Source organism: Solibacillus sp. FSL K6-1523, assembly GCF_038005225.1.
GTDB lineage: Bacteria > Bacillota > Bacilli > Bacillales_A > Planococcaceae > Solibacillus.
This window is the reverse complement of record NZ_JBBOSU010000001.1, coordinates 2,129,753-2,155,530: the sequence shown is the minus strand read 5'-3', so window position 1 is coordinate 2,155,530 and position 25,778 is coordinate 2,129,753. Positions and strand designations below refer to the sequence as shown.

Genomic DNA, 25,778 nt, shown 5'->3' with positions numbered 1-25,778 from the left:
CTTTTTTTCTATTAAAGGAAATAGTCTATAAAAGAGGTGAAATATTATATGAATTGGGTGGAGACAAGCAGTGCGAGTGTTTGGTTCAGTTTTTTAATTATGGTGGGATTAGCGTTTGTACCAGCGATGCCCATTCCATTAATTGTCGGGTACATTGCAACCAATAAACCGTTTTGGCTCGCATTATTCATAAGCCTTGGTGGCACAACAGTCGGCTGTATCGGCATGTTTTATTTAAGTCGAACGATTTTAGCACGCTGGGCAAGAAATAAGGTCGCGGTATATGCGCGGTTGGACGGCTTTTTTACAATGTTGGATCGCAACGCATTTTTGGCCATTTTAATCGGTCGCCTTATTCCCATCATGCCTTCAGCAGCGTTAAATGCGATTGCAGGCGTCACATCTATGTCTGTTTGGGCATTTACTTTCGCCACAGTTATTGGCAAACTCCCAACAATGGTCGCATTTACAATGGCTGGCCAGCAATTTGAAGACAACGGGTGGAGCACGATGCTTTTAGTCGGTACGTATTTGCTGCTGTTAGTTTTGATAGGGCGGAAGTTGAAACGGCGATTTACTGCTTAATTAAACAAAACTTGTACATGCATAGCTAGCCAAATGTGTATCCGTTTAAAATCCTTGGCGATTAAACTACTACGCGGAACCAATCTCTAATTATTAACAAATGATATATAATTAGCCTAAAAGCCATGAGTGTTGTTTAATGATCAACATTCCATGGCTTTTTGTTTGAATGTCATTCAGAAAATTTTTATGCACGACCATGAAAGTCATTTTTAGCAACAGTAATTATGTATTGTGATGTTTACTCTAATTGCTTATTTTTGGTATATTATGAATACTACCAACCATCTGTTAACAGGAGGGATAAATTGAAAATTATTCAACAATTTGAATTTGGTTCAGCCGATGTTTTACAACTATATGAAACAAACATACCAAACTTATCTAGTGGAGAAGTGCTAATTAAAGGGGCTTATACGAGTATTAATTATGCAGATATTAAAAATCGAACAGGTGCTAAGGCAAAAGGGGCATTTCCAATAACACTTGGTCTTGATTTAGCCGGTACAGTAATCGAAAGTTGCTCAAGTAAATTTAAGGTTGGGGATCGAGTCATTGCATTTCCTAGAAACGGTAGTTATGCAGAATTGGCTGTCGCTCATGAAAGCTTGACCTATAAAATTCCTAATACCCTTTCATTTGAGCAGGCTGCTTCAATACCTACTGTGAGCTTTTTAGCTGAAATCTTAGTTAATGCTATTGGGAATGTCAGTAAAGAGGATACGGTGATTATTCATAGTGCAGCAGGCGGTGTAGGCTCGATGCTTGTCCAACTTTGCAAACAGCTTCAATGTCAGAAAATTATCGCTACAGTAGGTTCACGTAACAAAATAAACTATGTGAAATCATTAGGTGCAGATGTTGTATGTACATATGGAGATTTTGTGGGTACAACGCTTGAGGCTACAAATGCTAATGGTGCAACAGTCATTTTTGATTCAATTGCTGGAAATATTACCGTAGATAGCTTACGTTGTTTAGCACCTTTTGGCACGCTCGTTCAGCTTGGCAATAGTAGTGGAGAAAAAGGGAACTTTTCTACAAATGATGTGCATAGTAGTTGTCGGTCCATTAAAGGGTTTAGCTTAGGAACGACACGTAAACTGAAGCCTGAATTTATTCGTCCATTTGCCGAAAAAATGATCGCTCAATTTGCAAACCAAACACTACAACTCCATATTGATCAAATATTTAATTTAGAAAATATAATAGAAGCGCATCAGTATTTTGAAAAACGACAACATCTTGGGAAAATTTTATTGAAATTAAATTGATTACTGCTGATTTCTAGATAGGTGATTCGGATATTTACCACCCAGCATGGAACTAAATAAAAATCATATGGGAGTTTAGCACGGGAGTGACTAGTTGAAAGGGGCCGCATTATGAATACAAAAATGCTTGAATTACGAAAAATCACCGGTGATAACATTGATGAAATAATTGCACTTGAAGTTGGTGAAGATCAGAAAGACTTTCTAGAAACGACTAACCTTAGAAGCTTTGCAGACGCTCATATGATGAATGCAGACGGGATACCAGCAACTCCTATTGCCATTTATAACGATGAAGTTGTAGTCGGATTTTTGATGTATATTTACGATACACTCGATCATGAATCATTTAAAAATGAAACTTTTTACGAGGAAAAGTGCTATTTTATTTGGCACATTATGATTGGAAAAGAGTATCAGGGGAAGGGCTTTGGAAAACTTGCTTTTGAAAAAATGTTAATGGATATTGAAACTGCGCCACATGGGGAAGCAAAATATGTAGCCCTCTTTTATCATACAAATAATGTAATAGCTAAAGCATTATACGCTTCATTTGGTTTTGTAGAGACAGGAATCATTCAGGATCAGTCCATGTTGGCGATTAAAAATCTAGATAGAAATATAAAAATACACTATTAAATAATTTCAATCTTTCATCTTCACACCAAAACATCTGAGGTATTTCTGTTCAAAAGCATTACATTTCAGATTAAAAACACTGTTATTTTGAGCAAAAACTTAATTTTCTTCTGTGGAAAATGGCCATTAATACGTAAAGAAAATGAATCGACTTTTTCATTCACCCCTCAAAAATGCCGTCGTTACAAGCGTGGAGCAAATTTTATCATTATCCGACAGAAGACTCCTACTTCAAGGAATCTGTAGAGTTTAACCCAATGAGTAAGTGGGAGATGAATGTCGGTAGGCGGTAGCCTAAAATTCCTTTTCAAACTTGCGAACGTATATTCTGTTTGGTAGAATAAAAGAAAGGGAGGTGATCCACTTGGTGACCTATAAAGCGTATAAATTCCGACTCTATCCGACAAAAGAACAGACGATGCTAATCAATAAAACAATCGGCTGTTGTCGCTATATTTTCAACCATTGTCTAGCTGAGTGGCAAGCCACATACAAGGAAACAGGTAAAGGCTTGTCGTATGCAAAATGCTCCGCGATGCTACCAATGTTAAAACAACAAGAGGAAACAAGCTGGCTAAAAGAAGTAGATAGCATAGCCCTTCAAACAACGGTACGATATTTAGCGGATAGCTATGACCGTTTTTTCAAACAACAAAACGAAGCACCGCGTTTTAAATCGAAGAAAAACCCCACACAAAGCTATACGACAAAAATGACGAATGAAAATATCAAAATAATTGCCAACCTCATTCAACTCCCGAAACTAGGTCATGTGAAATTCGCAAAATCCAAAGAAATTACAGGAAAAATCATGAGCGTAACCATTAGAAGAAACCCTACAGGCAAGTATTTCATCGCAGTTTTAGCTGAAACGGACGTCCAAGCCTACCCAAAAACAATGAAAAACGTAGGCATTGATCTTGGTCTCAAAGAATTCGCGAAATTATCTGACGGTACAACCTATGCCAACCCGCAGTTATTCCGTAAGCTAGAGGCAAAATTAGCAGAAGAACAACACATTTTAGCCTGTAAAAAAGAGTGGGCAATCAAACGAAACTGTCCACTAGATGAAGCGAAAAACTATCAAAAACAACGCATAAAAGTAGCAAAAATTCACGAGAAAATCCGCAATGCACGGCATGACTACTTACACAAAATTTCCACTGAAATTGTCAAAAACCACGACATCATTGGAATAGAAGATTTGCGTGTCAGTAAGATGCAAAAGAATCACCTACTTGCCAAAGCGATTAGTGATGCGAGCTGGTCAGAATTCGCGCATATGCTCGAGTACAAAGCAAGGTGGTACGGTAAACAAGTTATTCGAGTAGGTAAAACATTTGCCTCTAGCCAGCTTTGTTCACATTGCGGCTATCAACATAAAGACGTGAAGAATCTCGCCATCCGCACATGGACGTGTCCAAACTGTCATACGCAACATGACCGAGATCTTAACGCAAGCATCAATATTCTACAAGAAGCATTAAGGCTTCAAACCGTAGGGACTACGGGGTTAGCTCGGTGAATCTCCATCTAATCGAGATTTTAGCCAAGAATCTCCCTCCTCTAAGCGATAGCGTAGGTGGGAGTAGTTCAAATGCGTGTGTAAATAATTTTGTCTTACATATTTTTTCGGTTATTCGTGATTTGGCGGATTTCATATACTACTTATTTAAAAATAAGTGCTATTGGGGGCAAAAATGGCCGTATTTCACTTATTTATATTTAAGTCGTATGTCGATTTGGACGGATCGTACTAAATTGATTCAAAAAATGCATAACTTTTTTTGAATCATTGTTAAACCAAGTGTTAGAAAAAATAAGCAGCGCAATTTAAAAGGTCCAACCATTTTTTGCTGCATAAAAAAGGAATAAAACCGTTCAAAATAACGTGTTTTTTAATTGTTTTTAGCTTGATTTGAATGGGGGAATTAGCAAAAGGCTAGTCTTCTTACGTAGCAATCACGATGCTAATTTATTTAAATAAACCATTATTTAAGGTTGTTTCGGCATAAAAAACACCTTCTTTCGCTAATTATTGAAGTAGAAAATCCAATGTTATATAATTTATGTAATAAATTGTATAAATGAGGGGGGATACATAGAACTGAAAAAGTGGACCTTTTACAGCCTCAAAAACAAAATTGAAAGTGGGGAAAGACCTTTGAAACTTAAATTATTATTATCCGCTTTATTCGTTTTCATATTATTAGCAGCATGTGAAAGTGAAAAGCAAATTACTGTTGAAGATATGGAAAAAATCAAGCTAGAACTAATTGAACAGGAAACCTCTGAAAATGGAATATCCTATTCTATAAAATTGCTTAATGATAGTGACTATGTGATAAAACAAAATAATGTTTTTATTTCCTTCCCAATAAAACAAGGTGAAAATTCATATAAAGGAAACGTTTATAAAGTTCAGGCAAGCGGAAACAAATTAAATATTGAACCAGGGGAAAATATAGTATTACATGTATTTACGCCATTTGAAGGTATGGGAGATAAAGAGTTACTCGGAACAAACAATCCACATATTCAAATGATCGGTTATTTACAAACTGTTGATGAAGCAAATCAATTTAGTATTGGAGGTTCTTTACATAAAAATTGAAGACAAACCTAATACAATTATTTGAACTTAAGTGCAACAACGATTTAAAAAGCATATTAAATAAAATGGATAAAGGTGGGTCAGTAATGGTGCTTTCAAATGAAAGGTTAGTATTAAGGGAATTTATTCAAAGTGATTGGATAGATGTTCATAAATACGCATCTCAAGAAATCGTTTGCCAATACCAGCCTTGGGGACCCAATACAGTAGAAGAATCACAAAATTTTGTGACTCAAGTACTGGAAGATTCAAAGCAAGAACCAAGGAAAAGATTTGTGTTTGCAATTATTTATAAGGAAAAAATGATTGGTGCTGGTGAGTTTAATATTAGAGATTTCACTAATCGTGCTGGAGAGATTGCTTATATTGTTAATCCAGATTATTGGGGTAAAGGAATCGCAACAGAAATCGCTACTTTATTAGTTGATTTTGGATTCAAAAACCTTAAACTTCACCGTATATATGCAACTTGCGATCCAAGAAATATTGCGTCATCAAAAGTTTTAGAAAAAGTCGGAATGATAAAAGAAGGTAAAATTCGGGACGATTTGTTAATTAAAGATGGCTGGCGAGACTCGTTATTATATGGTGTTTTAGATTATGAATGGGAAAGCAGTGCGATATAGATTTATTAAGCATACAACATAAATCTAATAAACGAGGGGGGATCCTATTGAAAAGAATTTTAATTGGTGGATTTATCATGTTAAGTGGATTATTAGTTACACTAAGCATTTTTATAGCAGGTGCTATACATGCAACTACAATAAGCTCCTGGTCAGGCGATTCTAAATTATGGTTTGCTATTTTTGGAGAAAAGCGATATGGGGATGAGTTCATTGATTCGTTATTTTTAGGATTCCCATTTGTTATAGGTGTATTATTAGGATTTATTATCTTAGCAAATGAATACTATAAAACTTTTAAAGATAAAAATTAACTGATTAGCATTGGAGAAAATACTATGAAACCAAAAATGAAAAGAAAAGATTTAATGAGCAAGATAGCTATCTCAAACGCCATTATGGATATTTTAAGTGATCATAATTTAACATCTGAAGATAATATCTTAAATAAAGCAGCAATTGTCTATCATTACTATTCTGAACTTGAAAGTGGGGGGCACGAAAGCTTATTTAGATGGTTTGGGCAAGATATTCAAGAGATAGGAATAGATCATTACTTGAATAAATTAATCGGAGTGCTTGAGAAAATAGGTGCTCATGATTATGCAGTTATTGAGAGAAAATATTTTAAAAAGATATGGGATTTGTACATTGCCTTAGAAAATGATGAAATTCATGAAGATGAGTTTTATGATGTCATTAAAAAAGCGACTGAAGAATATTACAAACTTAATGATGCGTTGAGAGAATTATTAGAAACCTATTTTGTTACGATACATACTGACTTAATTGAAGTCGTTGAAGATTGATCTTTCTTATTTACTAGAGGATACGTCGCATCAACTAAGATATAGGGCAACGGAACCTAAATTATATTGAAAAAAGGGCAGTGATCGATTATGATTCCTGCCTTTTAATATGTTTTTTATGATTTTGCTAAAGTAGACATGCCTCTATCTACACCCTACCAGAAACTGAATTATAAGTCTATTCAATTTTATTTATACGTGTGATAATAAGTTTGCGCAAATATTTAAAATGTTTTGAAGAACAGAAGGGACAGGGGGAAATGAAACAAAATATTTATGATAACAATACGTTTTTTTCGAAATATCAAGAAATACGAGCACGGGAAAATAATTATAATAATTTACTTGAGCAGCCAAACTTTTTTACACTTCTTCCAACACTTAAAAATAAAACAGTATTAGATATTGGCTGTGGTGTAGGAGATTTTGCAGCATATTGTATTAGCCAAGGAGCGAAAAATGTTACTGGCATTGATATTTCTTCAAACATGATTACAAAGGCAAAAAAGCATCATATTCATCAGGGTTTATATTTTGAACAGGTTGCATTTGAAGATATGGAAGTGCCGAATGGAACAATCGATTTTATTAGTAGTTCCTTAGCTTTTCACTATATAGCAGATTTTCAACTACTCATAAAGAACATTAGTACAGCATTATGTGAAGGTGGCATTTTATTATTTTCCCTAGAGCATCCAATTGTAACTGCTAATAAGGGGAAAGAGAGTTGGGTTACAAATGAAGAAGGGAATCTGCTTCATTTTGCAATAGACAACTATCAAAATGAAGGCTTGCGTACTCAAAATTGGCTAGTTGATAATGTTATAATGTATCATCGGACGTTGTCTACCATTCTAAATACGCTTATTGAAAATGGTTTACAAATCGAAAAAGTTATTGAGCCAATACCAACTGAAGAAGCATTATACAGTCTGCCTAGCTTAAGTAAAGAATTTCGTCGCCCTACCTTTTTAATTATAAGAGCCAAAAAAGGATATATAAATTCGTAAAAAAGGGTAAAGTTAATGAAAAGAACTATTCATATTGAACAAGTATCGTGAGGTGAACGCTAGTCATTTTGATTAGCAAATTACAAATGGAAAAACTCCAAACAATTTACGCACAAGCACATACAATGACCAGTAAAGGTAAGGCTGCGTCCTATATACCGGCATTAGCTGAAGCGGATTCTACTGCATTTTCAGTAAGTATGATATCAATGGATGATACTATTGAACTGGGAAATTGTTCAGAAACGTTTACGCTTCAAAGTGTTGTCAAAGTGCTGAGTTTCATGGTGGCGACGCATCATCATGGTATAGAGGAAATTATGCGTTATGTAGACGTTGAGCCAACAGGGGATTCCTTTAACTCCATTGTGCGCTTAGAAAGTAACAAGAACAAGCCTTTCAATCCGATGATCAATGCGGGTGCCATTACCATCGCATCGTTATTGCCAGGGCAAACAATGTTTGAAAAGGTAAAATCCGTAACATCCTTTCTTGAGGAAATTTTAAATAAACAAGTGACGATTAATAATGAAGTGTATCTATCAGAGTATCATTCAGCTGATTATAACCGCGCCATTGCATACATTTTACAGGCAAATGGATTCTTAAAATCCGACGTAGAAGTAGCGCTGCAAGTTTATTTACAGCTTTGTTCGATTTCAGTGAATACTTCTGACTTAGCGAAAATTGCACTGTATTTAGCGACAAATGGTCATAATAGTGAAGCTAAATGTAGTAAAAAAATTATCAATTTCGCTAAAGCGTTAATGATGACATGTGGCCTGTACAATTTTTCAGGGAAATTCGCTGCGTTCGTAGGCTTACCAGCAAAAAGTGGAGTATCCGGTGCCATAATTGCCGTTGTAAAAGACGGTGAAATTGAGCATTTAAAAGGGCCCATTGGGATTGGACTATTTGGACCGGCGATTGATGATGTTGGAAATAGCGTTGCTGGCATTGATTTTTTGGAGAAGTTGTCAAAGGAATATGATTTATTTTGTTTATAAAGGGAAGCCTGCTTGTGTCAACGAACCCCCACTGAGGTAAAGCATTTCAGTAGGGGCTTGAAAACGCCAGTTCAGGTCTTTCCGTCTAAGAGACGAGTGACGCTCTGAGTGACGATTTTCAAATCACTGTTTTCGGTCGGCACTTAATGTACCACTTGCACCACCCAAAGAAGAGCTGTACAAGCCCCGACAAGTCGAGTACACAAGGATGGTTGACGCACCCACTAGACCGTGCCTAAGCAACGGTTTTACGTGTTTTTCACTGGTGCTTGGATATTTTACGTGACAAAGCTTTTCTTGTCACAACCCCCTCTATCCAGTTATCAAGGAACAACGTATAGGATTATTTTAACAAAGAACAAATGTTTTGGCTAACGCCAACCGACATTCATCTCCACCTGAATCGTTGGGCTTTATCCGTAACACGAATCAGATGGAGTCTTCTGTCGGAGAAAGATAAAAACGAGCAGGATTTTTTAGTTGTTACAACTATATTTTTCAATCAAGTTTCCCGTTTTCCTTAAACTAGCCAACTTTTTCCGTAAATTAGCCATTAACCAATTAGTACTAGCCGTTGTTCAAGCGTTACTCGCCAAAATACATTGAAAACTAGCCGGCGTTTTTATCAGCATTAATATAGGAGCTTTTCCTATAGCCTCCTTTTCCCTATACTAGATTATTTAATCGCATTTTCTATTATAGGATTAGCGAATATGATATCGATTCAATTAGTTATTTCTTTGCGAAAACAAGATCAAAAAGGTTTTTTATTTGGTTTAATTTTGGCTATCCTGGAAGTGTGTTCATTCATACTACTTGTGAGCACTACTAAATTTGTAATTGCTATTACTTTAGCAGCTATCAGTATTGTAGGAGCAATTGTGCTTTTAATTAAATCGATCAACCGATAGTTATACAAACGATAGCCCACTCATGCAACTGAGCGGGCTATTTCATAAAAAAAATGGCTATGTTAAAGGTAAAGGTTGATTTACAACAAGAAAAAACACTTAAAACATATAACGATGTTTTAAGTGTTTTATTTTGCCCCAAAACTTCGATTTGGGAACGTTATTTAACTATGAGATGTATAAGCTATTATCACAAAATCAAACTACGATTTGGTGATTTTCGCCTGTAAAAAACAACATTAATCCCATCAATGAAAATAAGATACCAATATAAAAGGGCCAAGGGTTATCTTCTTTTTCCTTATCAAATGTAAAGTAGGTTAGTATACAAAAAATCAAAGTAATTATGGATAAACCGTATTGCGGGAAAAGGAATGCCAATATACTAAGAACAACCGCTATCATACCATACGGATTTTGGATTCGAATATACTTCATTTGTTCCTCAGTTAATTCCATATCTTCGTCTCCCCAAATATTAAATTTTTTCATTTTGTTAAGAAACTCAATTATTTTTTTAAAGATATTCATAATTCTCCTTTAAAATCAATAATAATTCTTTAAATATAGTACGAAATAACAAATATAATAGTTTCAAAATTTTAGGATTTTAATTTTAATAAAAGCGTCCAATCCCGTTCCATTGTAAATTGTTTTGGGTTATTGTAAAACAAACCTTCCCAAAACCTCATTTGGTAACATTACACAATAATGCTTAACTCACCTAAAAATGCAAACATAAAAAATTACGATTCATTAAATATCAACTTTCATCTTTAACAAAGCCTAAAAAATTAAGTTAATACCAATAAAATAAACAATCACAAACACCATAATAGACCAAATTAGTTTATTGACTACCGTTAATTGCGTAGCATTCCAACGTTCATCAGAAATTTGAAAGATGACATGGATTGGGTGTTCTCTCATTTCAGTAATGACGGAATTCGTATACCCTTTAAGCATAAAGTAAGTCGTAATAACTAAAAGGATTTGCGCCCAAAAAGGGAGCACGAAGTAAAGAAATAATGTAATACCAATCAGTCGTAAATAAGCCCATTTGTATGTTTTATTTCGAATAAAGGTTTTAACAATTAGTTCTGCCACTTCATCTTGAATGATTCGCTTCGTAAAGAAACGTGGTTTTTTGCCCGATTCTTTCGGTGCTTTCATACTCTGCAATTCCTTACTTAACGAAAATACGTTTCCGACTAAAGCATAATATTACGCACGGTCCACACGTAAAAGCTTTTCAAATGAATGAAGGTGGTACACATAGCGTTGAATGTATAGCGTGAGAAATAGGGCAATGAGAATGCAACTAATTATCATACCTAAAGGCGTAGGTACAACTAATAAAAACGCGGTCATGAATAACGGTATGAGAAGTTGTAAAATGGATTGAAACCATTCTCTAAAGTTTGTTCGAGCGAGTAATTGTTTCCATACATACGCAGTGAATCCTAACAAAAAGATGAATATAATTTCGAGTATTGTACGATCGTATAAATGAATAATGACAATATACAGTAAACCTAGAAAAAGTCCGTTCATTAAAATTTTCAAAGATAATGAATAAATAAGGCCTCCAGTTAATAACTTTCGACAATGAGCTTTTTGCTGAATGAGAAATAATTGGTCAGCAGACTCTAAATAACTTCGAATCGTTCCTGTTTGGAGGAGTAAAAAAAGCACATAAAGGAATACTTCAAAAGGTATCCATTCCAACAAACCAAATTGTTTTTGCATAATTGTTTCGCGATAGAGGTAATAGGAAAACAATGCCGTTGGAATAAAAAGATAAATCCATACCGTCCAATCCGCGATGCTTTTGAATATGGTGAGGTTAAATTGCCATTGTCTACCCAATCTTTTTCTAAAGAGTCCCATTATTTTTTCACCTCAAGCAATGCATAGAAAGCAGCAAGTAATGAATTGTCCTCACTCTGTACATCATCTTTTATTTCTTCTAATGTCCCTTGTTTTAAAATCGTTCCTTCATGCATTAATACGAAACGATCGCAAATTTTCTCCGCCGTATCAAGTGCATGCGTAGACATTAATATGCTCGCACCTTGCTGTTTCAGCTCATCTAATAATTGCAGTAAACGACGCATTGCCTGTGGGTCCAATCCCATAAACGGTTCATCTACTATATAGAAAGAATAAAGGGGAGTGAATGCTAAAATTAGCATGACCTTTTGTTGCATCCCTTTTGAAAATTTCATTGGGTATTCCGATAATTTCGTCGTGAGCTGAAATGTTTCGCATAGCTTATTTGCCCGTTGTTGTAACACGGAAGCATCTTGTTCAACCGAACGAATCAAAAAATCAATATGTTCCTGTAACGTAAAATACTCATACAATATCGGTCTTTCCGGTACATATCCATATGGAGGTAATTGCACCGTACCTTCTATATGAGGTAACGTCCCCATCATTGCTTGAATGGTCGTACTTTTCCCAGCGCCATTTGAACCAATTAACCCAACTAATTGTCCTGGTATCAGATCAAAATGAATATCGTGTAAAATAGTTTGATTTTGTTCGTAGCCACCTGATTGAATCGCAATATGTATCATTTAAATCAACCTCCTAATGTAAATACGAGTTAAATTAGGAGAAAGTTTCAATTAACCTGAAATATTAAGCCTTAAATTCCACCAAGCAATTTTCACAAATACAAACCTTCTTTTGACGATCCAGTGGTACCTGGTCGAAAATCTCTTTGGGAAAGCTTTTTGAATAACACCAGCATACTTCTGTTGAGGAATTGTCGGTCATCCCACATTTATTATCTTTTTTACAGAGTGGACAAAGTTTGGCTTGATTCATTTCTAAAGTCATAGGCAACCACCTTTTTTCAAATTTGACTCAATTATACCGTCACTCTTTTTAAAAATTCAACATCTACTAGAACGAACAAACAATCTTTTAGTAGAGGTGAATGGTTGTGGCGAAAAGTAAACGCGGAAAAGTATTAAATCGACTGCCTTCGAATGGGCGAGGTAATTGCCCTTTATGTACTCGGAAAAGAGTAAAGTTATTGTACACACATAAATTAGAGTCTAAAGAAACCGTGCAAGTGTGTAAATTTTGCCGAGATAAATAAACTATCCAAAAGTACATCGCTTTTCACAGCTGGTGTATTTTTTTATTATAAAGAAACTCAGTACTTGAACAACAATAATTTCCCCCAACGTTTAATTTGAACGTAACTGGGATATGGATAGGTTATAGTTTGAAGTAGGGAGTGGTTTTTTGTTACATTACACACGCAAAGGTTCCGGGAAGGTTCTTGTACTAATTCATGGTTTTCTTGGCGGTATTGCCATTTTCGATAAAATCATCGAACCTCTCACACAAACAATGGATATCATCACGATTGATTTGCCTGGACATGGTCAAAGTGAAGTAGGGGAAGACAAGGACTATACGATGCAGCGCTATGCGGAAGAAGTGGTAGAGGTACTTCTGAAAGAAAATGTTGAAAGTGCTTATTGGTTAGGTCATTCAATGGGCGGATATATTACTTTAGCAGCGTTGGAAAAAAAGCTATTTCCGATTGATAAAGCCATCTTACTTTATTCTTCTGATTCGGCAGATACACCAGAAGCGACTAAAAAAAGAACGGAGCAACAATATGAAATTCATAAATCGGGTGTCGGTTCGTTTGTAGATGGTATTATTGATCAATTTCTAGCACCTGATGCCAAAACAGATGATCTATTATTCGCGAAGGAAGTAGCATATGAATCAATGGAAGATGGCTTAGTTGCCGCGCTTGGTGCGATGATGACGCGTAAGGACCAGCGTGAACTGTTAGACACTATTGAAATTCCAATACTAATAATCGAGGGGGAGCAAGACAAAGCAGTCAAACCAATCAAGACGTCCAATCGGCATGTTCATAAAGTAACAACGAATACAGGTCATTTAGGCATGCTCGAAGATTCGAAAGCGGTTATTCAGGCGATCCGTGAATTTTTATAAACAGAGGGGGAAACGGATTAGCCGGATTCCCCTTTTTTCTAATCATTGAAACTGCTTTCTTAACAAATAGCAATACCAATCAAACTTATCATTCTTTTCAATATTAGACACTAATCCTAAAACAATCGCTGTGCGTGTCGTTTCACTTTGAAGTTCTTCAATTAATAGCTGAACTGATTCTTTTTCCAACTTATTAGATGAATAAGTAGATTCTTGCTGGAGACCATCAATAATTTCTTCAATAGGAACGGCTTGCTCGGTTGCATTCGGCGGATGAATGGGTTGTTTCAAAAATACAAGCTGGCTGTTTGTTGCTAAAATGGTTGTTTTCTCTACTAATGTTTGGGCTAATTTTTCAATGTCGATATACTGTTTATTTTCAAATAGCAATTGCGCATAGGATTGAACCATACCATTGATGACCACAACCAAATCATATTGCTTTCCTTCAATTTGTTCTCCAAACACATCAAACAGTAGCTTCGTTAAATTGGTATTGGCCATTGCGACAAAGAAATGGACTTTTTCGATTAATTTTTCACTAATGGTCGTTGATCTTTCGCGCATAAAGATTTCTGCAAATCCAGTGTATTGGGAAAGAATTGTAAAGGTTTTTACAAAATACACAAATAACTTATCCGATTGCTTCTCCGTTTCATTGACTGATTGGTCAACATCCATAATAATATTGCTCATAAAATGCTCTATGATAGCGATTATTAGTTCTTCTTTTGATTTAAAGGATAAATAAAAAGCACCTTTTGAAATACCACAATGCTCTGTAATTTGCTGAACAGATGTTGCTTCAATTCCTTTAGCCGCAAATAATTCAAGCGCAGCATCAATAATGATTTGTTTTTTTGTCATAAATTTTACATACCCCTTTGAATTGACAGTTGACCGTATAGTCATTATTATAAAATGGTAATGTTAGCAAGTCAAGAAAGGTAAGGTGGAACAGTGAACGGTTTAGTGAATTTCGTCATAAAGAATAAATTAGCGGTATGGTTACTGACATTAATCATCACGTTTTCAGGAATTTATTCTGCGACGCGTATGAAAATGGAGTCCATTCCGGATATTTCAATCCCATTCTTAATCGTAATGGGCGTTTATCCTGGAGCAACACCAGAACAGGTTATGGATGATGTTTCCGTACCATTTGAAAAAGCAATTGAAAGTTTAGAAGACGTAAAAGGTGTATATTCAACTTCTTCGTCAAACGTTTCTCAAGTTCAAGTAGAATATGAGTACGGCGTAGATATGGATGAAAAAAAGCGCCAGTTAGAGTCGGCGTTAGATAATATTACATTACCTAAAGACGTACAAAAGCCAACTGTTATGGCGATTAGTATGAATATGATGCCCGTTGTTGCTTTATCAATAAGTAGCACGGAAGAAGAAATTGTCGAGCTAACATCGACAGTGGAAGATATTATTCTACCAAAAATTAATAAAATTGACGGTGTAGCATCTGCATCGATTACAGGTCAACATATTGAAGAAGTTGCTTTCACATATGATGAAAAGAAAATGGCGGACCTTGGTTTAACAGAGGATTCCGTGAAGCAAATGGTTCAAGCAAGTGACTTAGCCATTTCGCTTGGTTTATATGAATTTAAAGATGGGGAACAAGCCGTTGCAATTGATGGTAAGTTCAAAACGATGGAAGACTTAAAAGAAATGCTCATTCCAGTTACACCATCTGCAGCAAATCCATCACCATTCGTGAAATTAGGGGATATTGCCGACATCAAAACGGTTGGTAAAGTTCAATCCGTTTCACGTACAAACGGTAAAGATGCGATTGCCATCCAAATCGTTAAAGGGCAAGATGCTAATACGGTAACGGTTGTTAATGCCGTGAAAGATTTAATGGCGGAAGAAGAAAAATTAATTAAAGGCTTAAAAGTCGATATTTCACTTGACCAAGGTCAGCCAATTGAAGATTCTGTTTTCACAATGATTGAGAAAGCAGTATTTGGTGGATTAATTGCCATCTTAATTATTTTATTATTCTTACGTGACTTTAAATCGACAATTATTTCGATTATTTCCATTCCAGTTTCAGTATTTATGGCATTACTATTATTAAACTGGTTAGGTATTACGTTAAATATTATGACGCTTGGTGCCATCACGGTCGCAATTGGTCGTGTAATTGATGACTCCATCGTTGTTGTCGAAAATATTTACCGACGCATGCACTTGAAAGATGAAAAGCTACAAGGACGTGCACTCATTCGTGAGGCAACACTAGAAATGTTCAAACCAATCTTCTCTTCAACATTAGTAACAGTGGCTGTATTCGCACCACTTATTTTTGTTGGAGGTATGGTGAGTGAACTGTTCTTACCATTTGCTTTAACAATGTCATTTGCATTAATTGCGTCATTAATCGTTGCAGTTACAATTGTTCCGGCACTTTCACACTTCTTATTCCGTAAGAAAATTTACGGGGAAAAAGCAGAAAGTCAACATAAAGAAGTTGGGAAACTGGCGGTTGCTTATCGTAATTTCCTAGAAAAATGTTTAAACCATAAATGGATTACTTCAATTGTTGCTGTGGCAATGCTTGTTGGTTCATTAATGCTAACACCATTAATCGGCTTTAGCTTCATGGGTTCACAAGAAGAGAAAATGATGTATTTAACATATTCACCAGGCACAGGTGAACTAATTGATAACACATTAGCGAATATTGAAGAAGTTGAAAAAGAATTATTAAAACGTGACGATGTTGATATTATTCAATTATCGGTAACAACAGAAGCTTCAACAGACCCGTCTGCTATGATGATGGGCGGCAGTGCTGGTAGTGGATTAATGTTCTTAATTTTTGATCCAGAAATGGAAGCAGCAAAATTCACAAAAGCGAAAAAAGAAGTAGAAGATTATATTTTCAACATCGGTCAATCTGGTGAATGGAAAACACAAAACTTCGGCATGGGTGGCATGTCTTCTAATGAAGTAAGCTACACGCTTTACAGTGAAGACTTAGATAAGCTACGTACAGCCGTTTCTCAAGTAGAGGGTGCTTTACAAGATATTAAAGGTTTAGAAGATATTAAATCGAATGCTTCGAACCCATATGTTGAGCATGTATTAAAAGTAGATCAGCAAGACGTTTTACAATATGGCTTAACAACAGCTCAAATTTTAATGGCGTTACAAGTGGATACATCAAAAGAAGTATTAACGACTGTTGAAAATAACGGTAAAGATATTAATGTAGTTGTTCAACGTGATGCCAAAGCAAGCGCGGCTTCGATTGATGAATTATTAAAAACACCTGTTCAAACAGCAATGGGTACTACAATGACGCTTGGTGAGTTAGTAAAAGTGGAAGAAGGCACAACGTTAACTTCTTTATCTCGTCAAAAAGGTGAATTCTTTGCGACAGTTTCAGGTACAATTACAGATAAAGATATTTCAAAAGCCACATCAGCTGCCGATGAAAAAATCGCAGACTTAGATTTACCAAAAGGCGTTACAACTGGTGTCGGTGGGGTTGCAGCAGATATGGCTCAAACATTTACACAACTTGGGTTAGCGATGGTAGCAGCAATTGCGATTGTTTACTTCATTTTAGTAGTAACATTCGGTGAAGGTTTAGCACCATTTGCGATTCTTTTCTCATTACCATTCGCGGTAATCGGTTCATGGGTTGGCTTATGGGCATCGGGTCAAACAATTTCGGTTTCTGTATTAATGGGTCTACTTATGTTAATCGGAATCGTCGTGACGAATGCGATTGTACTCGTCGACCGTATTATTCATATGGAACATGATGGTATGAATATGCGCGAGGCAATTTTAGAAGCTGGTGCAACGCGATTACGTCCAATTTTAATGACAGCAATCGCAACAATTGGGGCAATGGTCCCAATGGCATTTGGCGGTGCTGGTGGTGGTTTAATTTCACAAGATTTAGCGATTACCGTAATTGGCGGTTTATTATCATCAACATTATTAACGCTAATCGTCGTACCAATTGTGTATGAACTATTATCGAAAATGCTGAAGAAAAATCGGAAAGATGTGAGAGATAATTAATAGTTGAAAAACAGCCTGTGGAATTTTTTCGCAGGCTGTTTTTCTTTCTTTTTCACAAACTCTACGGAGCGTTTGTTGTTATGCGATTTAAGTTACATTATGATAGAAGCAGTAGGAGGGATTAACGTGGATAATGAAAAAATTGGTCATCTTATTTATCAATTGCGGAAAGAAAAAGGGTTAACTCAAAAACAACTAGCGGATGAAATGCATCTTTCTGACCGCACGATTTCAAAATGGGAGCGCGGTTATGGATGTCCTGATATTACGTTGCTACCGCAATTATCAGCCCTCCTAGAAGTACCGATTGAAGACTTATTAGATGGGGAAGTTACTATGAACGAAATGGTAGGAGGAAATATGAAAAAATCACTTTATTATGTATGCCCAAATTGTACAAACATTGGGCTTGCAACAGGAAACTTCACGGTATCATGCTGTGGTCGAAAACTTGAGCCACTTGAAGCAAAAAAAGCTACAAACGCTGAAAAATTAAGCGTTGAGATGATTGACAATGAATGGTTCGTTTCCAGCGAACACCCGATGACAAAGGAACATTATATTTCGTTTGTAGCCTTTGCAACAGGGGAACAAATCCAACTGATCAAACAATACCCTGAATGGGGTTTGAACGTAAGGCTGCCAAAGAAAAAATTGGGTCAAATGTTCTGGTACGATACGAAAGATGGGTTGTTTTATCAGTATGTAAGGTAAGATTTGTCTATTGAATATATGGTATACAACCTTTGATATTTGATGAACCGGAATAGACTGCTAATTGGCTTTACAATTAGTAGTCTATTTTTGTTGGGGGAAATCGACTTTTTAATTGGGCTTGTTAAACGAGATACACATTATTGTAGTTTTTTTAGGTTTGCCTTCATTAATAAAGAAATTTGTTGCTCATCTGTATTTGAAATCTGTTCAAGTTGATGAATAACTAACTCTTGTCTTTGCGATGAATGATTTTGACTTAACTTTGCTTTCCCCTCTATTTTGTTAATTTTTATTTTGAAACCTTGAACTCCTTTGTTCATACCAGCAAGAAATCCGGCATCTACATCTTGCAAATTGTATGAACTGTCAGGAGCTTCGTATTTTAGCACCATATCATGTAAAGAGCTCATTAACCTCCTGTTCCTCCTCTAATAGTTCGACTTCTCCCTATACATGAACGGTCACATAATTCCATTTATGTTTTTGCCTGATCCTTTAATTAAATCCATTTTAGTTGAAGAGTGTTGTTTAACATGTGTTCAACAAACGGGCCAGATTGATGAAGTAGTCTTAACTTTACTGAAAAATCTTTTGACACATTTGAAACATTATGTGTAAAATTTGATGCTTAGGATATTATAAAATGGACCACATTACTTTTATTATAAAAAACTCAATTCCTTGACACGGATATTCCCCTAACGGCATGTTCGCGTTGGGAGAAGTTAAACTATTGGAGGGAAAATTATGTCTACTAAAATTGAAATCATCTACACTTTAAATGCTGCTCGGGAGATTGTTTTTAAGGCATTCACCCAAGCAGAACATCTGCGAAATTGGTGGGGACCAAAAGGATGGGATTTTAACATTTCTACGTTCGAGTTCAGCCAGGATGGTGTTTTCCACTATAGCCAGAAATCCCCTGATGGCGATATCATGTGGGTCAAATTCATTTATGATGAAATTAGCACCCCGGAAAAGTTTATTTATACCCAATTCTTTTCCGATGAAGAAGGCAATCTCGTGCGTGCACCATTTGACAATACCTGGCCTCTGAAAATACGGAATACATTTACGTTCTTAGAACACGATGGCAAAACAACCCTTACGATGATTGAGACTCCTGTATCAGCAACCGAAGAGGAACTTAAAACCTTTGTAGAATCACAAGATATGGTTCAAGAAGGATTCTCAGGCACCTTCAATCAATTAGAAGATTATTTGTCAAAGGAATCAAATATGCAGAACTGATGTAAAGGAAATCACCGACTATCTATGAAGTGACACCCAAAACCACAAAACGTTGTTAACTCAACGTTTTGTGGTTTTTTGGTTGCCCATTGTTTATACGATATTTTATGCATTATTATACAAATCCACTTCCAACAACGGTTTGAATTTTTTTGGGGGAATGTTGTGTCATCAGTTTTGTTACATAAAAAGTGCATATTATTAGTAGAACCCCCTAAATATTCCGACCTCTCATCATGAATGATTTTCAAATTTTGAACATAGATTAAAAATTGAACACGGTTTAAAAAAGCGTTGCATTTTAATAAATAGACAGCTAAAATGGAAATTAATTCAGAATTTACAGAAAACAAATTCTAAACTCAAAGGAGGATTACTTATACATGAAAGCTAAATTCTTAACAAAAGAGCATGATATGTTTCGAGAAGCGCTTCACAAAATGCTCCAAAAAGAAGCGTATCCCTATTACGAAAAATGGGAAGAACAACGCGATATTCCACGCGACTTTTGGTTAAAGCTAGGGGAAAATGGTTTCTTACTTCCATGGGTGGATGAACAGTATGGGGGACTTGGGCTTGATTTTTCTTACTCTATGATTTTAACGGAAGAGTTAGAAAAGGTAGGCGTTGGTTTAGCAAGTGGCATTTGTTTGCACTCTGATATTGTAAGCCCTTACATCGCGGCGTATGGCACCGAGCAGCAAAAACAAAAGTGGCTGCCAAAGAGCGTTTCAGGGGAATTTATTTCCGCCATTGCTATGACAGAGCCAGGAGCTGGTTCCGACTTAGCCGGCATCAAAACGACCGCGCGTAAAGACGGGGATCACTATATTTTAAATGGGGAGAAAACATTCATTACAAACGGCATGCACGCAGATTACGTCGTTGTTGTTTGTAAAACAGATCCCCATGCACAACCCGCGCACCGAGGAATTAGTTTACTCATTGTGGAAAATGGCATAGCCGGCTTCAAACGAGGTAAAAAGTTAAATAAAATCGGCATGCATTCTGGTGATACAGCAGAGCTTATTTTTGAGGATGTAAAAGTACCTGTCGAAAATTTGCTTGGGGAAGAAGGAAAAGGCTTTTATTACTTAATGGAAAAACTGCAACAAGAGCGCCTTGTCGTAGCGCTCCAAGTTCAAGTGGAAGCGGAGGAAATGCTGAAACTAACAATTAATTATGTGAAAGAGCGTAAAGCTTTCGGTAGCCGAATTGCTGATTTCCAAAACACACAATTTAAACTTGCTGAAATGGCGACAGAAATTGACATCGGGAGAACGTATGTGAATACTTTGACCGAAAAACATATAAATGGCGAGGATATCGTAAAAGAAGTTTCGATGGCCAAGTGGTGGATTAGTGAAATGGCGAAACGAGTAGCAGCAGAATGCCTTCAACTCCATGGTGGCTATGGCTATATGGAGGAATACGAAATTGCCCGAAGATACCGCGACATTTCGGTGACGTCTATTTACGCTGGTACGACCGAAATTATGAAAGGCATTATCGCGAAGAAAATACTGTCGTAGGAGGTTGCAAATGAAACTCTCTGAGAAAAAGATCTTAAAGAAGAAAGAACAAATTTTATTATCTGCCATTACAATCGTGAATCGGAGAGGTTATGACGGTGCAACAATGGAAGAAATTGCGGCAGAAATGTTGATGACAAAAGGTTCATTATATTATTACTTTAAAAATAAAGGCGATCTCATGTACCAATGTCATAAACTTGTTCTCGCGCAAGCAACTGAGGAGCTTGAAGAAATTTTACTGGAAGAAGGCTCTGCGGAACATCTACTACGAAAAATGGTCGCCACGCATATTAACTATGCAGTAGATGAAAAAGAAACGTTCAACTTAATTATCGAGCCGAAACAAATGTTTAATCCAGAGCAAATTGAACCTGTGCTGAAATTACGAAAATATTATTCTAATTTATTTGATCAGGCTATTGAAAAAGGGGTCACTTCAGGGGAATTCCATGTGAAAGAGCCGATTATTGTCCGAATGATGATACTCGGTGCAATGAACTGGATTCAACAGTGGTATAACCCGACTGGCAGAATGACGAAGGAAGAGCTAAAACAGCAATTTGCAGCGTATATTATTAAACTATTGAAATAAAGGGGAGATTACTATGTTACTACCTGAATTATTCGGAAATTATGCGAAAAATCAACCAGACAAAGTGTTTACTTCTTATAACGGACGTGAGTGGACATATCGTGAGTTTTACGAAAAAGCGAAACGAATCGCAGCTTATTTTCAATCAAAATGCTATGAAAAGGAAGATATTATCGCGCTTTATTCATTAAACACGGATCTATTTTTAGTATGTTATTTCGGTTTACAATTGGGTGGATTTTCTGTAATGCCCGTTAATACAAAGCTCGCTGTACCTGAAGTGGAATATATTTTCAATCATTCAAAAGCCAAGTCACTTATTTACGATGTCCGAATTGAACATGTCATTAATGAAACGCAACATGTCTTCCATGAAAAACTCGCAATCGGCGGTGAAGATCAGCTTGGGAAAATTCTTACGGATGAAACCCTCCACTTTACACCTGTGCCATTAGGGGAACATGATACATCCGTCATTATGTACACATCTGGAACAACCGGGAAGCCTAAAGGAGTAATGCTGACGCACAGAAATATTATGGCGGCTGGGGAAATTTGGTCAGAAGTCATGGATATTACAGAAAATGACCGCATGCTTGTATCCACTCCATTATTTCACTGTGCAGCAGCGCATGTTTTCGTTGTCCCGGTTACGTATAAAGGCGGCACAATCATTATTGAAGAGGCATTTTCAACTGACAAAACACTAGCGCTTTTACAAAATGCCAAGCCGACGATGTTCTTCGGTGTTCCAGCGATGTATACAATTCTATTAAATTTACCACATATAAAAGAAATTGAGCTTCCAACATTGCGTTTATTCGGTTACGGTGCCGCACCAATGCCTTATGAAATATTGAAGAAATTGAAAGAAACCTTCCCAAACATTAAAGTACAAAATTTATATGGCCAAACGGAAAATTCACCTGCTGCTTCTTCACTCAAAGACCATCATGCGCTAAGCAAAATCGGCTCTGTTGGTGAACCTTTGCCACAAACGGAAGTACGAGTAGTCGATGAATATGGAAAGTCACTACCTATTGGACAGGTGGGGGAAATTGTTGTTAAGGGACCTCAAGTGATGAAAGGCTATTTAAAAAATGAGGAAGAAACAGCGCGCACAATTAAAGAAGGCTGGCTCTATTCAGGTGATTTAGGCCGCTTTGACGAGGACGGTCTACTGTATATTGTTGACCGTAAAAAAGACATGATTAATCGAGGCGGAGAAAATGTTTACCCCATTGAAGTAGAAGATGTACTTTATCAAATTCCTGAACTATTGGAAGCGGCAGTAGTCGGCGTCCCACATCCCGTATACGGAGAAGTGCCAAAAGCTTACGTCGTATTGAAGGAAGGGCAATCACTGACGGAGGACCAAGTGAAGAACTACTCGGCAACACAGCTCGCAAAATATAAAGTGCCAGTGGAAGTAGAATTTTTGAATGAATTGCCGAGAAACGCTTCCGGTAAAGTGATGAAGCATACATTGCGACCTAAAGAGGATGCAGGTGTGTGAGTTTAAGCTATAAAAAATTTCGTGAAGTCATTTTTGTTTTAGATGAAGGTATTGATAAAGGAATGGTTTTAGGAACAAATCAACCAATCGGCCCTTTAAAACTTGCGGATATGATTGGCTTGGATATGTTACTGTACGTTCAAGAAACGCTACTTAATGAAACCGGTAATTCAAAATATCGCATTTCTTTATTGCTGAAAAAACTAGTACGTGCAGGGCATTATCGATGGAAAACAGGACAGGGGTTTTATTGTTATAGTTAATATAAAGATGGATAATACAAAAAGCTTATTGGATAGTGCGTTGCTGTATCCGATAAGCTTTTTGCGTGGGTGATTATAAGCTGGTATTTGAAGGAAGGCAGTTTGCGCACATAAAAGATATAGACCAAGATATTCGACATCAATCTATTCTTAATCGTGTTTAGGATCGATTTCATTTTGAACTTTCTTTGTTAGTTTCTCAAAAACCAGCTGATAAGAATGGAGAATTAGATTTTCTATCAATTCATTAGATAAATCTGAATCAAAATAAATAGAATTCCAGTGCGTCTTATTCATATAATAACCAGGAATAATACCTGGATAGGTTTCTCGTAACTCTTCCGCACGCGCGGGATCGCATTTTAAAGTGATGATGGGCTTTCTTTCAACATCTCCACCCATCATTGCGAACATTTTTCCACCAACATGATAACGATCCGCTTGCCAGTCTACTTGGTAATCATGTGTCGTTCCAGGTAGTGTGAGACAAAAAGATTGAAGTTTAGATTTCTCCATTTAACAAACTCCTTTTATAATTCGAATATTGAAAATTCATCTGATTTGAGTTAAAACCGAATTTAATCCTACAATGTTACGCCGTTTTTTCCAACTCTTTCTTGTACTTTAAATACGTCGTCGTAAAAGCGATACCACAAATAATGATAAACCAAGGGCTGCCAAATCTTAAAAGGGCAAATGGTGTTTCAAATAAAAAAGCGAATATAAATGCGGTACCCTCTTTGTCCCAAAGCCCGGGAGTAAAATAGGCTGACTTTAGATTTGTGTATTGTAACGCGTTATTAAATAAACCCACCGTTAATATGATAAATAAAAATGTACAAGCACCATAATATTTAACCAAACGTTCCAAATAACATTTTTCTGAGGCATTATCTGAATATAATTCATCCAGACCATCTGTAGGTTTGAGCCAGTATTGTAATGAAGACCACCGTGAACCGCCTATATGCTTCCAACCAAAGTCCTCATGCAATAATGTATATTGCTGATACATATCTTTTGACTTGAACGATTGAAAATCAAGGCGAATTGCTTGCTCGAAATGATTGATTTTTTCGAAATTATATACGCCAAATGAACTGATTCTCCTGCATACCCATCCTTTTTGAATCATCTCATTTAACCATTTTTCTTCTTTTTGTTGATCAATAAACAATCTAAACTTCTTCATTTTACTCGACTCCTTCATAAAGTGAGAGAATATGATTTAAACGTTCTTTTTCAGTTTGTAAAATAGCGAGCCCATCGTTTGTAATACGATATACTTTTCTTCTTGGATCTTCTGAAGGGACAAGTACAATCCAATCGTATTTCAATAGATTTTCAATTGCGCCATATAATGTACCCGCAGCTATCCGAACTTGCCCCTCACTCATCACTTCAATTTTTTGCATAATTGCATAACCATGTAGTGGCTCTCTTAAAGCCAACAATATATAATGCATTGTTTCCGTTAAGGGAAGTAACTTATGTCTTTTCATTTAACTACCTTCCTTATTATTTAACTATTCAGTCAGACTATATAGTTGTATTATATATAGGTCAACTATACATTTCAACTGTATAGTGATTTTTCAAGGTAAATTTTGCATAGGTAAATATGCATTTATAGTGATAATATATTTGTGATCGTTTTCATTAATTTCTTTGGATAAAACCAAATTTTAAAAATGCGAATGGGTTGCATCAAGTGATAAATTATATTTTCTAAGTAAACGGGGGAATTGAAGTTGAAAAAAAGAGTGACTTTATGCATTTTTCTAATGCTAGTACTTGCCATCAGTATTTATTTTGTTGCTGATCAATATATAGTAGAAACAAAAAATCTCGATGGGGGCATGATGACTTCATATGAAAATTATGAAGAACGCCTTAATGGCAGCGATTTAGTCGTAATTGCAAAGTTAGTTAACGAGCCTCTAAATGTATTGACACCTTATGGAGGCGGTTTTCCAGACGGTCATCATGTAAGTAAAATAAAAATTTCGAATGTCATAAAAGGAAACAATGAACATGACCAAATGATAATCGATGTTAGGGAACCCTATTACACGATGGAAAAAGGGATATTACCTGGTAAATATGAAGTCTTTTATGGCGACTATACAAAAATGGAACAAGGTAATACATATTTGCTGTTTCTTGGTTGGACTGAGGAATGGGGACAATACGGAATTGCATCGGCACATGAAGGGAAATTTAATTTGGATGGGGAAGATCAAGTAGAACAAAAAATGATTCAGGGAAATGAGAAGTTGCAAAGGTTAAGAAATGATATTTTTAACCAGCAAGAGGTATCTGAATTTATAGAGTAAAGTGGGATTTTGAGGTTTGGCGAATGATTTTCCAAATGAGCTGT

At 36.2% G+C, this 25,778-nt stretch carries 26 protein-coding genes and 2 pseudogenes; 19 read left to right on the top strand and 9 right to left on the bottom strand.

Going from position 1 to position 25,778, the window contains the following annotated elements:
• Positions 1 to 48: 48 nt before the first annotated feature.
• The 10 genes from MHI10_RS10225 to glsA all read left to right on the top strand — a co-directional run bounded on the left by MHI10_RS10225 (position 49) and on the right by glsA (position 8,564).
• Positions 49 to 585 carry a TVP38/TMEM64 family protein gene (locus MHI10_RS10225; protein WP_340785177.1) on the top strand — a complete coding sequence of 179 codons (537 nt, stop codon included), beginning with the start codon at positions 49 to 51 and terminating at the stop codon, positions 583 to 585.
• A 308-nt stretch (positions 586 to 893) separates the two neighbouring features.
• A complete protein-coding gene (locus tag MHI10_RS10220; RefSeq protein ID WP_340785175.1) occupies positions 894 to 1,859 on the top strand; it encodes a quinone oxidoreductase family protein in 966 nt (321 codons plus the stop codon).
• Positions 1,860 to 1,970: 111 nt separating this feature from the next.
• Positions 1,971 to 2,498: a GNAT family N-acetyltransferase gene (locus MHI10_RS10215; protein WP_340785172.1), complete on the top strand. Its 528-nt coding sequence runs from the start codon at positions 1,971 to 1,973 to the stop codon at positions 2,496 to 2,498.
• 367 nt (positions 2,499 to 2,865) lie between these two features.
• On the top strand, positions 2,866 to 4,023 hold the full coding sequence (gene tnpB / locus MHI10_RS10210) for an IS200/IS605 family element RNA-guided endonuclease TnpB (protein ID WP_445683218.1): 1,158 nt from the start codon (positions 2,866 to 2,868) through the stop codon (positions 4,021 to 4,023).
• Positions 4,024 to 4,662: 639 nt separating this feature from the next.
• Positions 4,663 to 5,112 carry a hypothetical protein gene (locus MHI10_RS10205; protein WP_340785168.1) on the top strand — a complete coding sequence of 150 codons (450 nt, stop codon included), beginning with the start codon at positions 4,663 to 4,665 and terminating at the stop codon, positions 5,110 to 5,112.
• An 86-nt stretch (positions 5,113 to 5,198) separates the two neighbouring features.
• Positions 5,199 to 5,738: a GNAT family N-acetyltransferase gene (locus tag MHI10_RS10200; RefSeq protein WP_340785165.1), complete on the top strand. Its 540-nt coding sequence runs from the start codon at positions 5,199 to 5,201 to the stop codon at positions 5,736 to 5,738.
• A gap of 47 nt (positions 5,739 to 5,785) precedes the next feature.
• Positions 5,786 to 6,052: a hypothetical protein gene (locus MHI10_RS10195; RefSeq protein ID WP_340785163.1), complete on the top strand. Its 267-nt coding sequence runs from the start codon at positions 5,786 to 5,788 to the stop codon at positions 6,050 to 6,052.
• 24 nt (positions 6,053 to 6,076) lie between these two features.
• On the top strand, positions 6,077 to 6,547 hold the full coding sequence (locus tag MHI10_RS10190) for a DMP19 family protein (protein ID WP_340785161.1): 471 nt from the start codon (positions 6,077 to 6,079) through the stop codon (positions 6,545 to 6,547).
• 260 nt (positions 6,548 to 6,807) lie between these two features.
• Complete coding sequence (locus tag MHI10_RS10185; protein ID WP_340785159.1) at positions 6,808 to 7,557, top strand: class I SAM-dependent methyltransferase; 750 nt, start codon at positions 6,808 to 6,810, stop codon at positions 7,555 to 7,557.
• Between the two features lie 68 nt (positions 7,558 to 7,625).
• Entirely contained in the window at positions 7,626 to 8,564 is a 939-nt protein-coding gene (glsA, locus tag MHI10_RS10180) for a glutaminase A (RefSeq protein WP_340785158.1), read from the top strand.
• A gap of 1,109 nt (positions 8,565 to 9,673) precedes the next feature.
• Here the strand turns inward: glsA and MHI10_RS10175 are convergent.
• The 4 genes and pseudogenes from MHI10_RS10175 to MHI10_RS10160 all read right to left on the bottom strand — a co-directional run bounded on the left by MHI10_RS10175 (position 9,674) and on the right by MHI10_RS10160 (position 12,322).
• Entirely contained in the window at positions 9,674 to 10,006 is a 333-nt protein-coding gene (locus tag MHI10_RS10175) for a cell division protein FtsK (protein WP_340785157.1), read from the bottom strand.
• A 255-nt stretch (positions 10,007 to 10,261) separates the two neighbouring features.
• A pseudogene (locus MHI10_RS10170) lies at positions 10,262 to 11,365 on the bottom strand (ABC transporter permease).
• The gene (locus MHI10_RS10165) at positions 11,365 to 12,057 is read right to left on the bottom strand and encodes an ABC transporter ATP-binding protein (protein ID WP_340785156.1); all 693 of its coding nucleotides are present in this window, start codon (positions 12,055 to 12,057) and stop codon (positions 11,365 to 11,367) included. Before MHI10_RS10165 ends, MHI10_RS10170 begins: the two are co-directional and overlap by 1 nt.
• A gap of 64 nt (positions 12,058 to 12,121) precedes the next feature.
• A complete protein-coding gene (locus tag MHI10_RS10160; RefSeq protein ID WP_340785155.1) occupies positions 12,122 to 12,322 on the bottom strand; it encodes a cysteine-rich CWC family protein in 201 nt (66 codons plus the stop codon).
• Between the two features lie 414 nt (positions 12,323 to 12,736).
• On the opposite strand from MHI10_RS10160, the gene MHI10_RS10155 reads away from it, so the two are divergent.
• A complete protein-coding gene (locus tag MHI10_RS10155; protein ID WP_340785154.1) occupies positions 12,737 to 13,468 on the top strand; it encodes an alpha/beta fold hydrolase in 732 nt (243 codons plus the stop codon).
• A 42-nt stretch (positions 13,469 to 13,510) separates the two neighbouring features.
• Here MHI10_RS10155 and MHI10_RS10150 read toward each other — a convergent pair whose 3' ends face one another.
• The gene (locus MHI10_RS10150; RefSeq protein WP_340785153.1) at positions 13,511 to 14,335 is read right to left on the bottom strand and encodes a TetR/AcrR family transcriptional regulator; all 825 of its coding nucleotides are present in this window, start codon (positions 14,333 to 14,335) and stop codon (positions 13,511 to 13,513) included.
• Positions 14,336 to 14,428: 93 nt separating this feature from the next.
• On the opposite strand from MHI10_RS10150, the gene MHI10_RS10145 reads away from it, so the two are divergent.
• Together MHI10_RS10145 and MHI10_RS10140 are read left to right on the top strand one after the other, a co-directional pair.
• Entirely contained in the window at positions 14,429 to 17,524 is a 3,096-nt protein-coding gene (locus MHI10_RS10145; protein ID WP_340785151.1) for an efflux RND transporter permease subunit, read from the top strand.
• A gap of 126 nt (positions 17,525 to 17,650) precedes the next feature.
• A complete protein-coding gene (locus tag MHI10_RS10140; RefSeq protein ID WP_340785149.1) occupies positions 17,651 to 18,238 on the top strand; it encodes a helix-turn-helix domain-containing protein in 588 nt (195 codons plus the stop codon).
• A gap of 140 nt (positions 18,239 to 18,378) precedes the next feature.
• Here the strand turns inward: MHI10_RS10140 and MHI10_RS10135 are convergent.
• A pseudogene (locus MHI10_RS10135) lies at positions 18,379 to 18,715 on the bottom strand (FMN-binding negative transcriptional regulator); the annotation flags it as partial.
• 273 nt (positions 18,716 to 18,988) lie between these two features.
• Between MHI10_RS10135 and MHI10_RS10130 the strand changes: the two are divergent.
• The 5 genes from MHI10_RS10130 (at position 18,989) to MHI10_RS10110 (ending at position 23,398) form a co-directional block, all read left to right on the top strand.
• On the top strand, positions 18,989 to 19,492 hold the full coding sequence (locus tag MHI10_RS10130) for an SRPBCC family protein (RefSeq protein ID WP_340785148.1): 504 nt from the start codon (positions 18,989 to 18,991) through the stop codon (positions 19,490 to 19,492).
• Positions 19,493 to 19,875: 383 nt separating this feature from the next.
• A complete protein-coding gene (locus tag MHI10_RS10125; protein WP_340785147.1) occupies positions 19,876 to 21,024 on the top strand; it encodes an acyl-CoA dehydrogenase family protein in 1,149 nt (382 codons plus the stop codon).
• A gap of 10 nt (positions 21,025 to 21,034) precedes the next feature.
• Positions 21,035 to 21,619 carry a TetR/AcrR family transcriptional regulator gene (locus tag MHI10_RS10120; protein WP_340785146.1) on the top strand — a complete coding sequence of 195 codons (585 nt, stop codon included), beginning with the start codon at positions 21,035 to 21,037 and terminating at the stop codon, positions 21,617 to 21,619.
• 13 nt (positions 21,620 to 21,632) lie between these two features.
• Entirely contained in the window at positions 21,633 to 23,135 is a 1,503-nt protein-coding gene (locus MHI10_RS10115; protein WP_340785145.1) for a class I adenylate-forming enzyme family protein, read from the top strand.
• The gene (locus MHI10_RS10110; RefSeq protein ID WP_340785144.1) at positions 23,132 to 23,398 is read left to right on the top strand and encodes a 3-hydroxyacyl-CoA dehydrogenase family protein; all 267 of its coding nucleotides are present in this window, start codon (positions 23,132 to 23,134) and stop codon (positions 23,396 to 23,398) included. The genes MHI10_RS10115 and MHI10_RS10110 overlap by 4 nt, the downstream gene beginning before the upstream one ends.
• 150 nt (positions 23,399 to 23,548) lie before the next feature.
• On the opposite strand, the gene MHI10_RS10105 is transcribed toward MHI10_RS10110, so the two are convergent.
• From MHI10_RS10105 to MHI10_RS10095, 3 genes are all read right to left on the bottom strand, one after another.
• Complete coding sequence (locus tag MHI10_RS10105; RefSeq protein ID WP_340785142.1) at positions 23,549 to 23,914, bottom strand: MmcQ/YjbR family DNA-binding protein; 366 nt, start codon at positions 23,912 to 23,914, stop codon at positions 23,549 to 23,551.
• 76 nt (positions 23,915 to 23,990) lie between these two features.
• A complete protein-coding gene (locus MHI10_RS10100; protein WP_340785140.1) occupies positions 23,991 to 24,590 on the bottom strand; it encodes a DUF2812 domain-containing protein in 600 nt (199 codons plus the stop codon).
• Between the two features lies 1 nt (position 24,591).
• Entirely contained in the window at positions 24,592 to 24,900 is a 309-nt protein-coding gene (locus tag MHI10_RS10095) for a PadR family transcriptional regulator (protein WP_340785138.1), read from the bottom strand.
• A 249-nt stretch (positions 24,901 to 25,149) separates the two neighbouring features.
• Between MHI10_RS10095 and MHI10_RS10090 the strand changes: the two genes are divergently transcribed.
• On the top strand, positions 25,150 to 25,734 hold the full coding sequence (locus tag MHI10_RS10090; RefSeq protein WP_340785136.1) for a hypothetical protein: 585 nt from the start codon (positions 25,150 to 25,152) through the stop codon (positions 25,732 to 25,734).
• Positions 25,735 to 25,778 lie beyond the last annotated feature (44 nt).

What these genes read in the sequence shown, in the direction of transcription:
- MHI10_RS10150 (WP_340785153.1), bottom strand. Translation starts at nt 14,335, where the DNA reads ATGACAAAAAAACAAATCATTATTGATGCTGCGCTTGAATTATTTGCG.
- MHI10_RS10130 (WP_340785148.1), top strand. Translation starts at nt 18,989, where the DNA reads ATGTCTACTAAAATTGAAATCATCTACACTTTAAATGCTGCTCGGGAG.
- MHI10_RS10105 (WP_340785142.1), bottom strand. Translation starts at nt 23,914, where the DNA reads ATGGAGAAATCTAAACTTCAATCTTTTTGTCTCACACTACCTGGAACG.
- MHI10_RS10175 (WP_340785157.1), bottom strand. Translation starts at nt 10,006, where the DNA reads ATGAATATCTTTAAAAAAATAATTGAGTTTCTTAACAAAATGAAAAAA.
- MHI10_RS10225 (WP_340785177.1), top strand. Translation starts at nt 49, where the DNA reads ATGAATTGGGTGGAGACAAGCAGTGCGAGTGTTTGGTTCAGTTTTTTA.
- MHI10_RS10095 (WP_340785138.1), bottom strand. Translation starts at nt 24,900, where the DNA reads ATGAAAAGACATAAGTTACTTCCCTTAACGGAAACAATGCATTATATA.
- MHI10_RS10185 (WP_340785159.1), top strand. Translation starts at nt 6,808, where the DNA reads ATGAAACAAAATATTTATGATAACAATACGTTTTTTTCGAAATATCAA.
- MHI10_RS10215 (WP_340785172.1), top strand. Translation starts at nt 1,971, where the DNA reads ATGAATACAAAAATGCTTGAATTACGAAAAATCACCGGTGATAACATT.
- MHI10_RS10125 (WP_340785147.1), top strand. Translation starts at nt 19,876, where the DNA reads ATGAAAGCTAAATTCTTAACAAAAGAGCATGATATGTTTCGAGAAGCG.
- MHI10_RS10115 (WP_340785145.1), top strand. Translation starts at nt 21,633, where the DNA reads ATGTTACTACCTGAATTATTCGGAAATTATGCGAAAAATCAACCAGAC.
- MHI10_RS10120 (WP_340785146.1), top strand. Translation starts at nt 21,035, where the DNA reads ATGAAACTCTCTGAGAAAAAGATCTTAAAGAAGAAAGAACAAATTTTA.
- MHI10_RS10100 (WP_340785140.1), bottom strand. Translation starts at nt 24,590, where the DNA reads ATGAAGAAGTTTAGATTGTTTATTGATCAACAAAAAGAAGAAAAATGG.
- MHI10_RS10190 (WP_340785161.1), top strand. Translation starts at nt 6,077, where the DNA reads ATGAAACCAAAAATGAAAAGAAAAGATTTAATGAGCAAGATAGCTATC.
- MHI10_RS10200 (WP_340785165.1), top strand. Translation starts at nt 5,199, where the DNA reads ATGGTGCTTTCAAATGAAAGGTTAGTATTAAGGGAATTTATTCAAAGT.
- MHI10_RS10160 (WP_340785155.1), bottom strand. Translation starts at nt 12,322, where the DNA reads ATGACTTTAGAAATGAATCAAGCCAAACTTTGTCCACTCTGTAAAAAA.
- MHI10_RS10165 (WP_340785156.1), bottom strand. Translation starts at nt 12,057, where the DNA reads ATGATACATATTGCGATTCAATCAGGTGGCTACGAACAAAATCAAACT.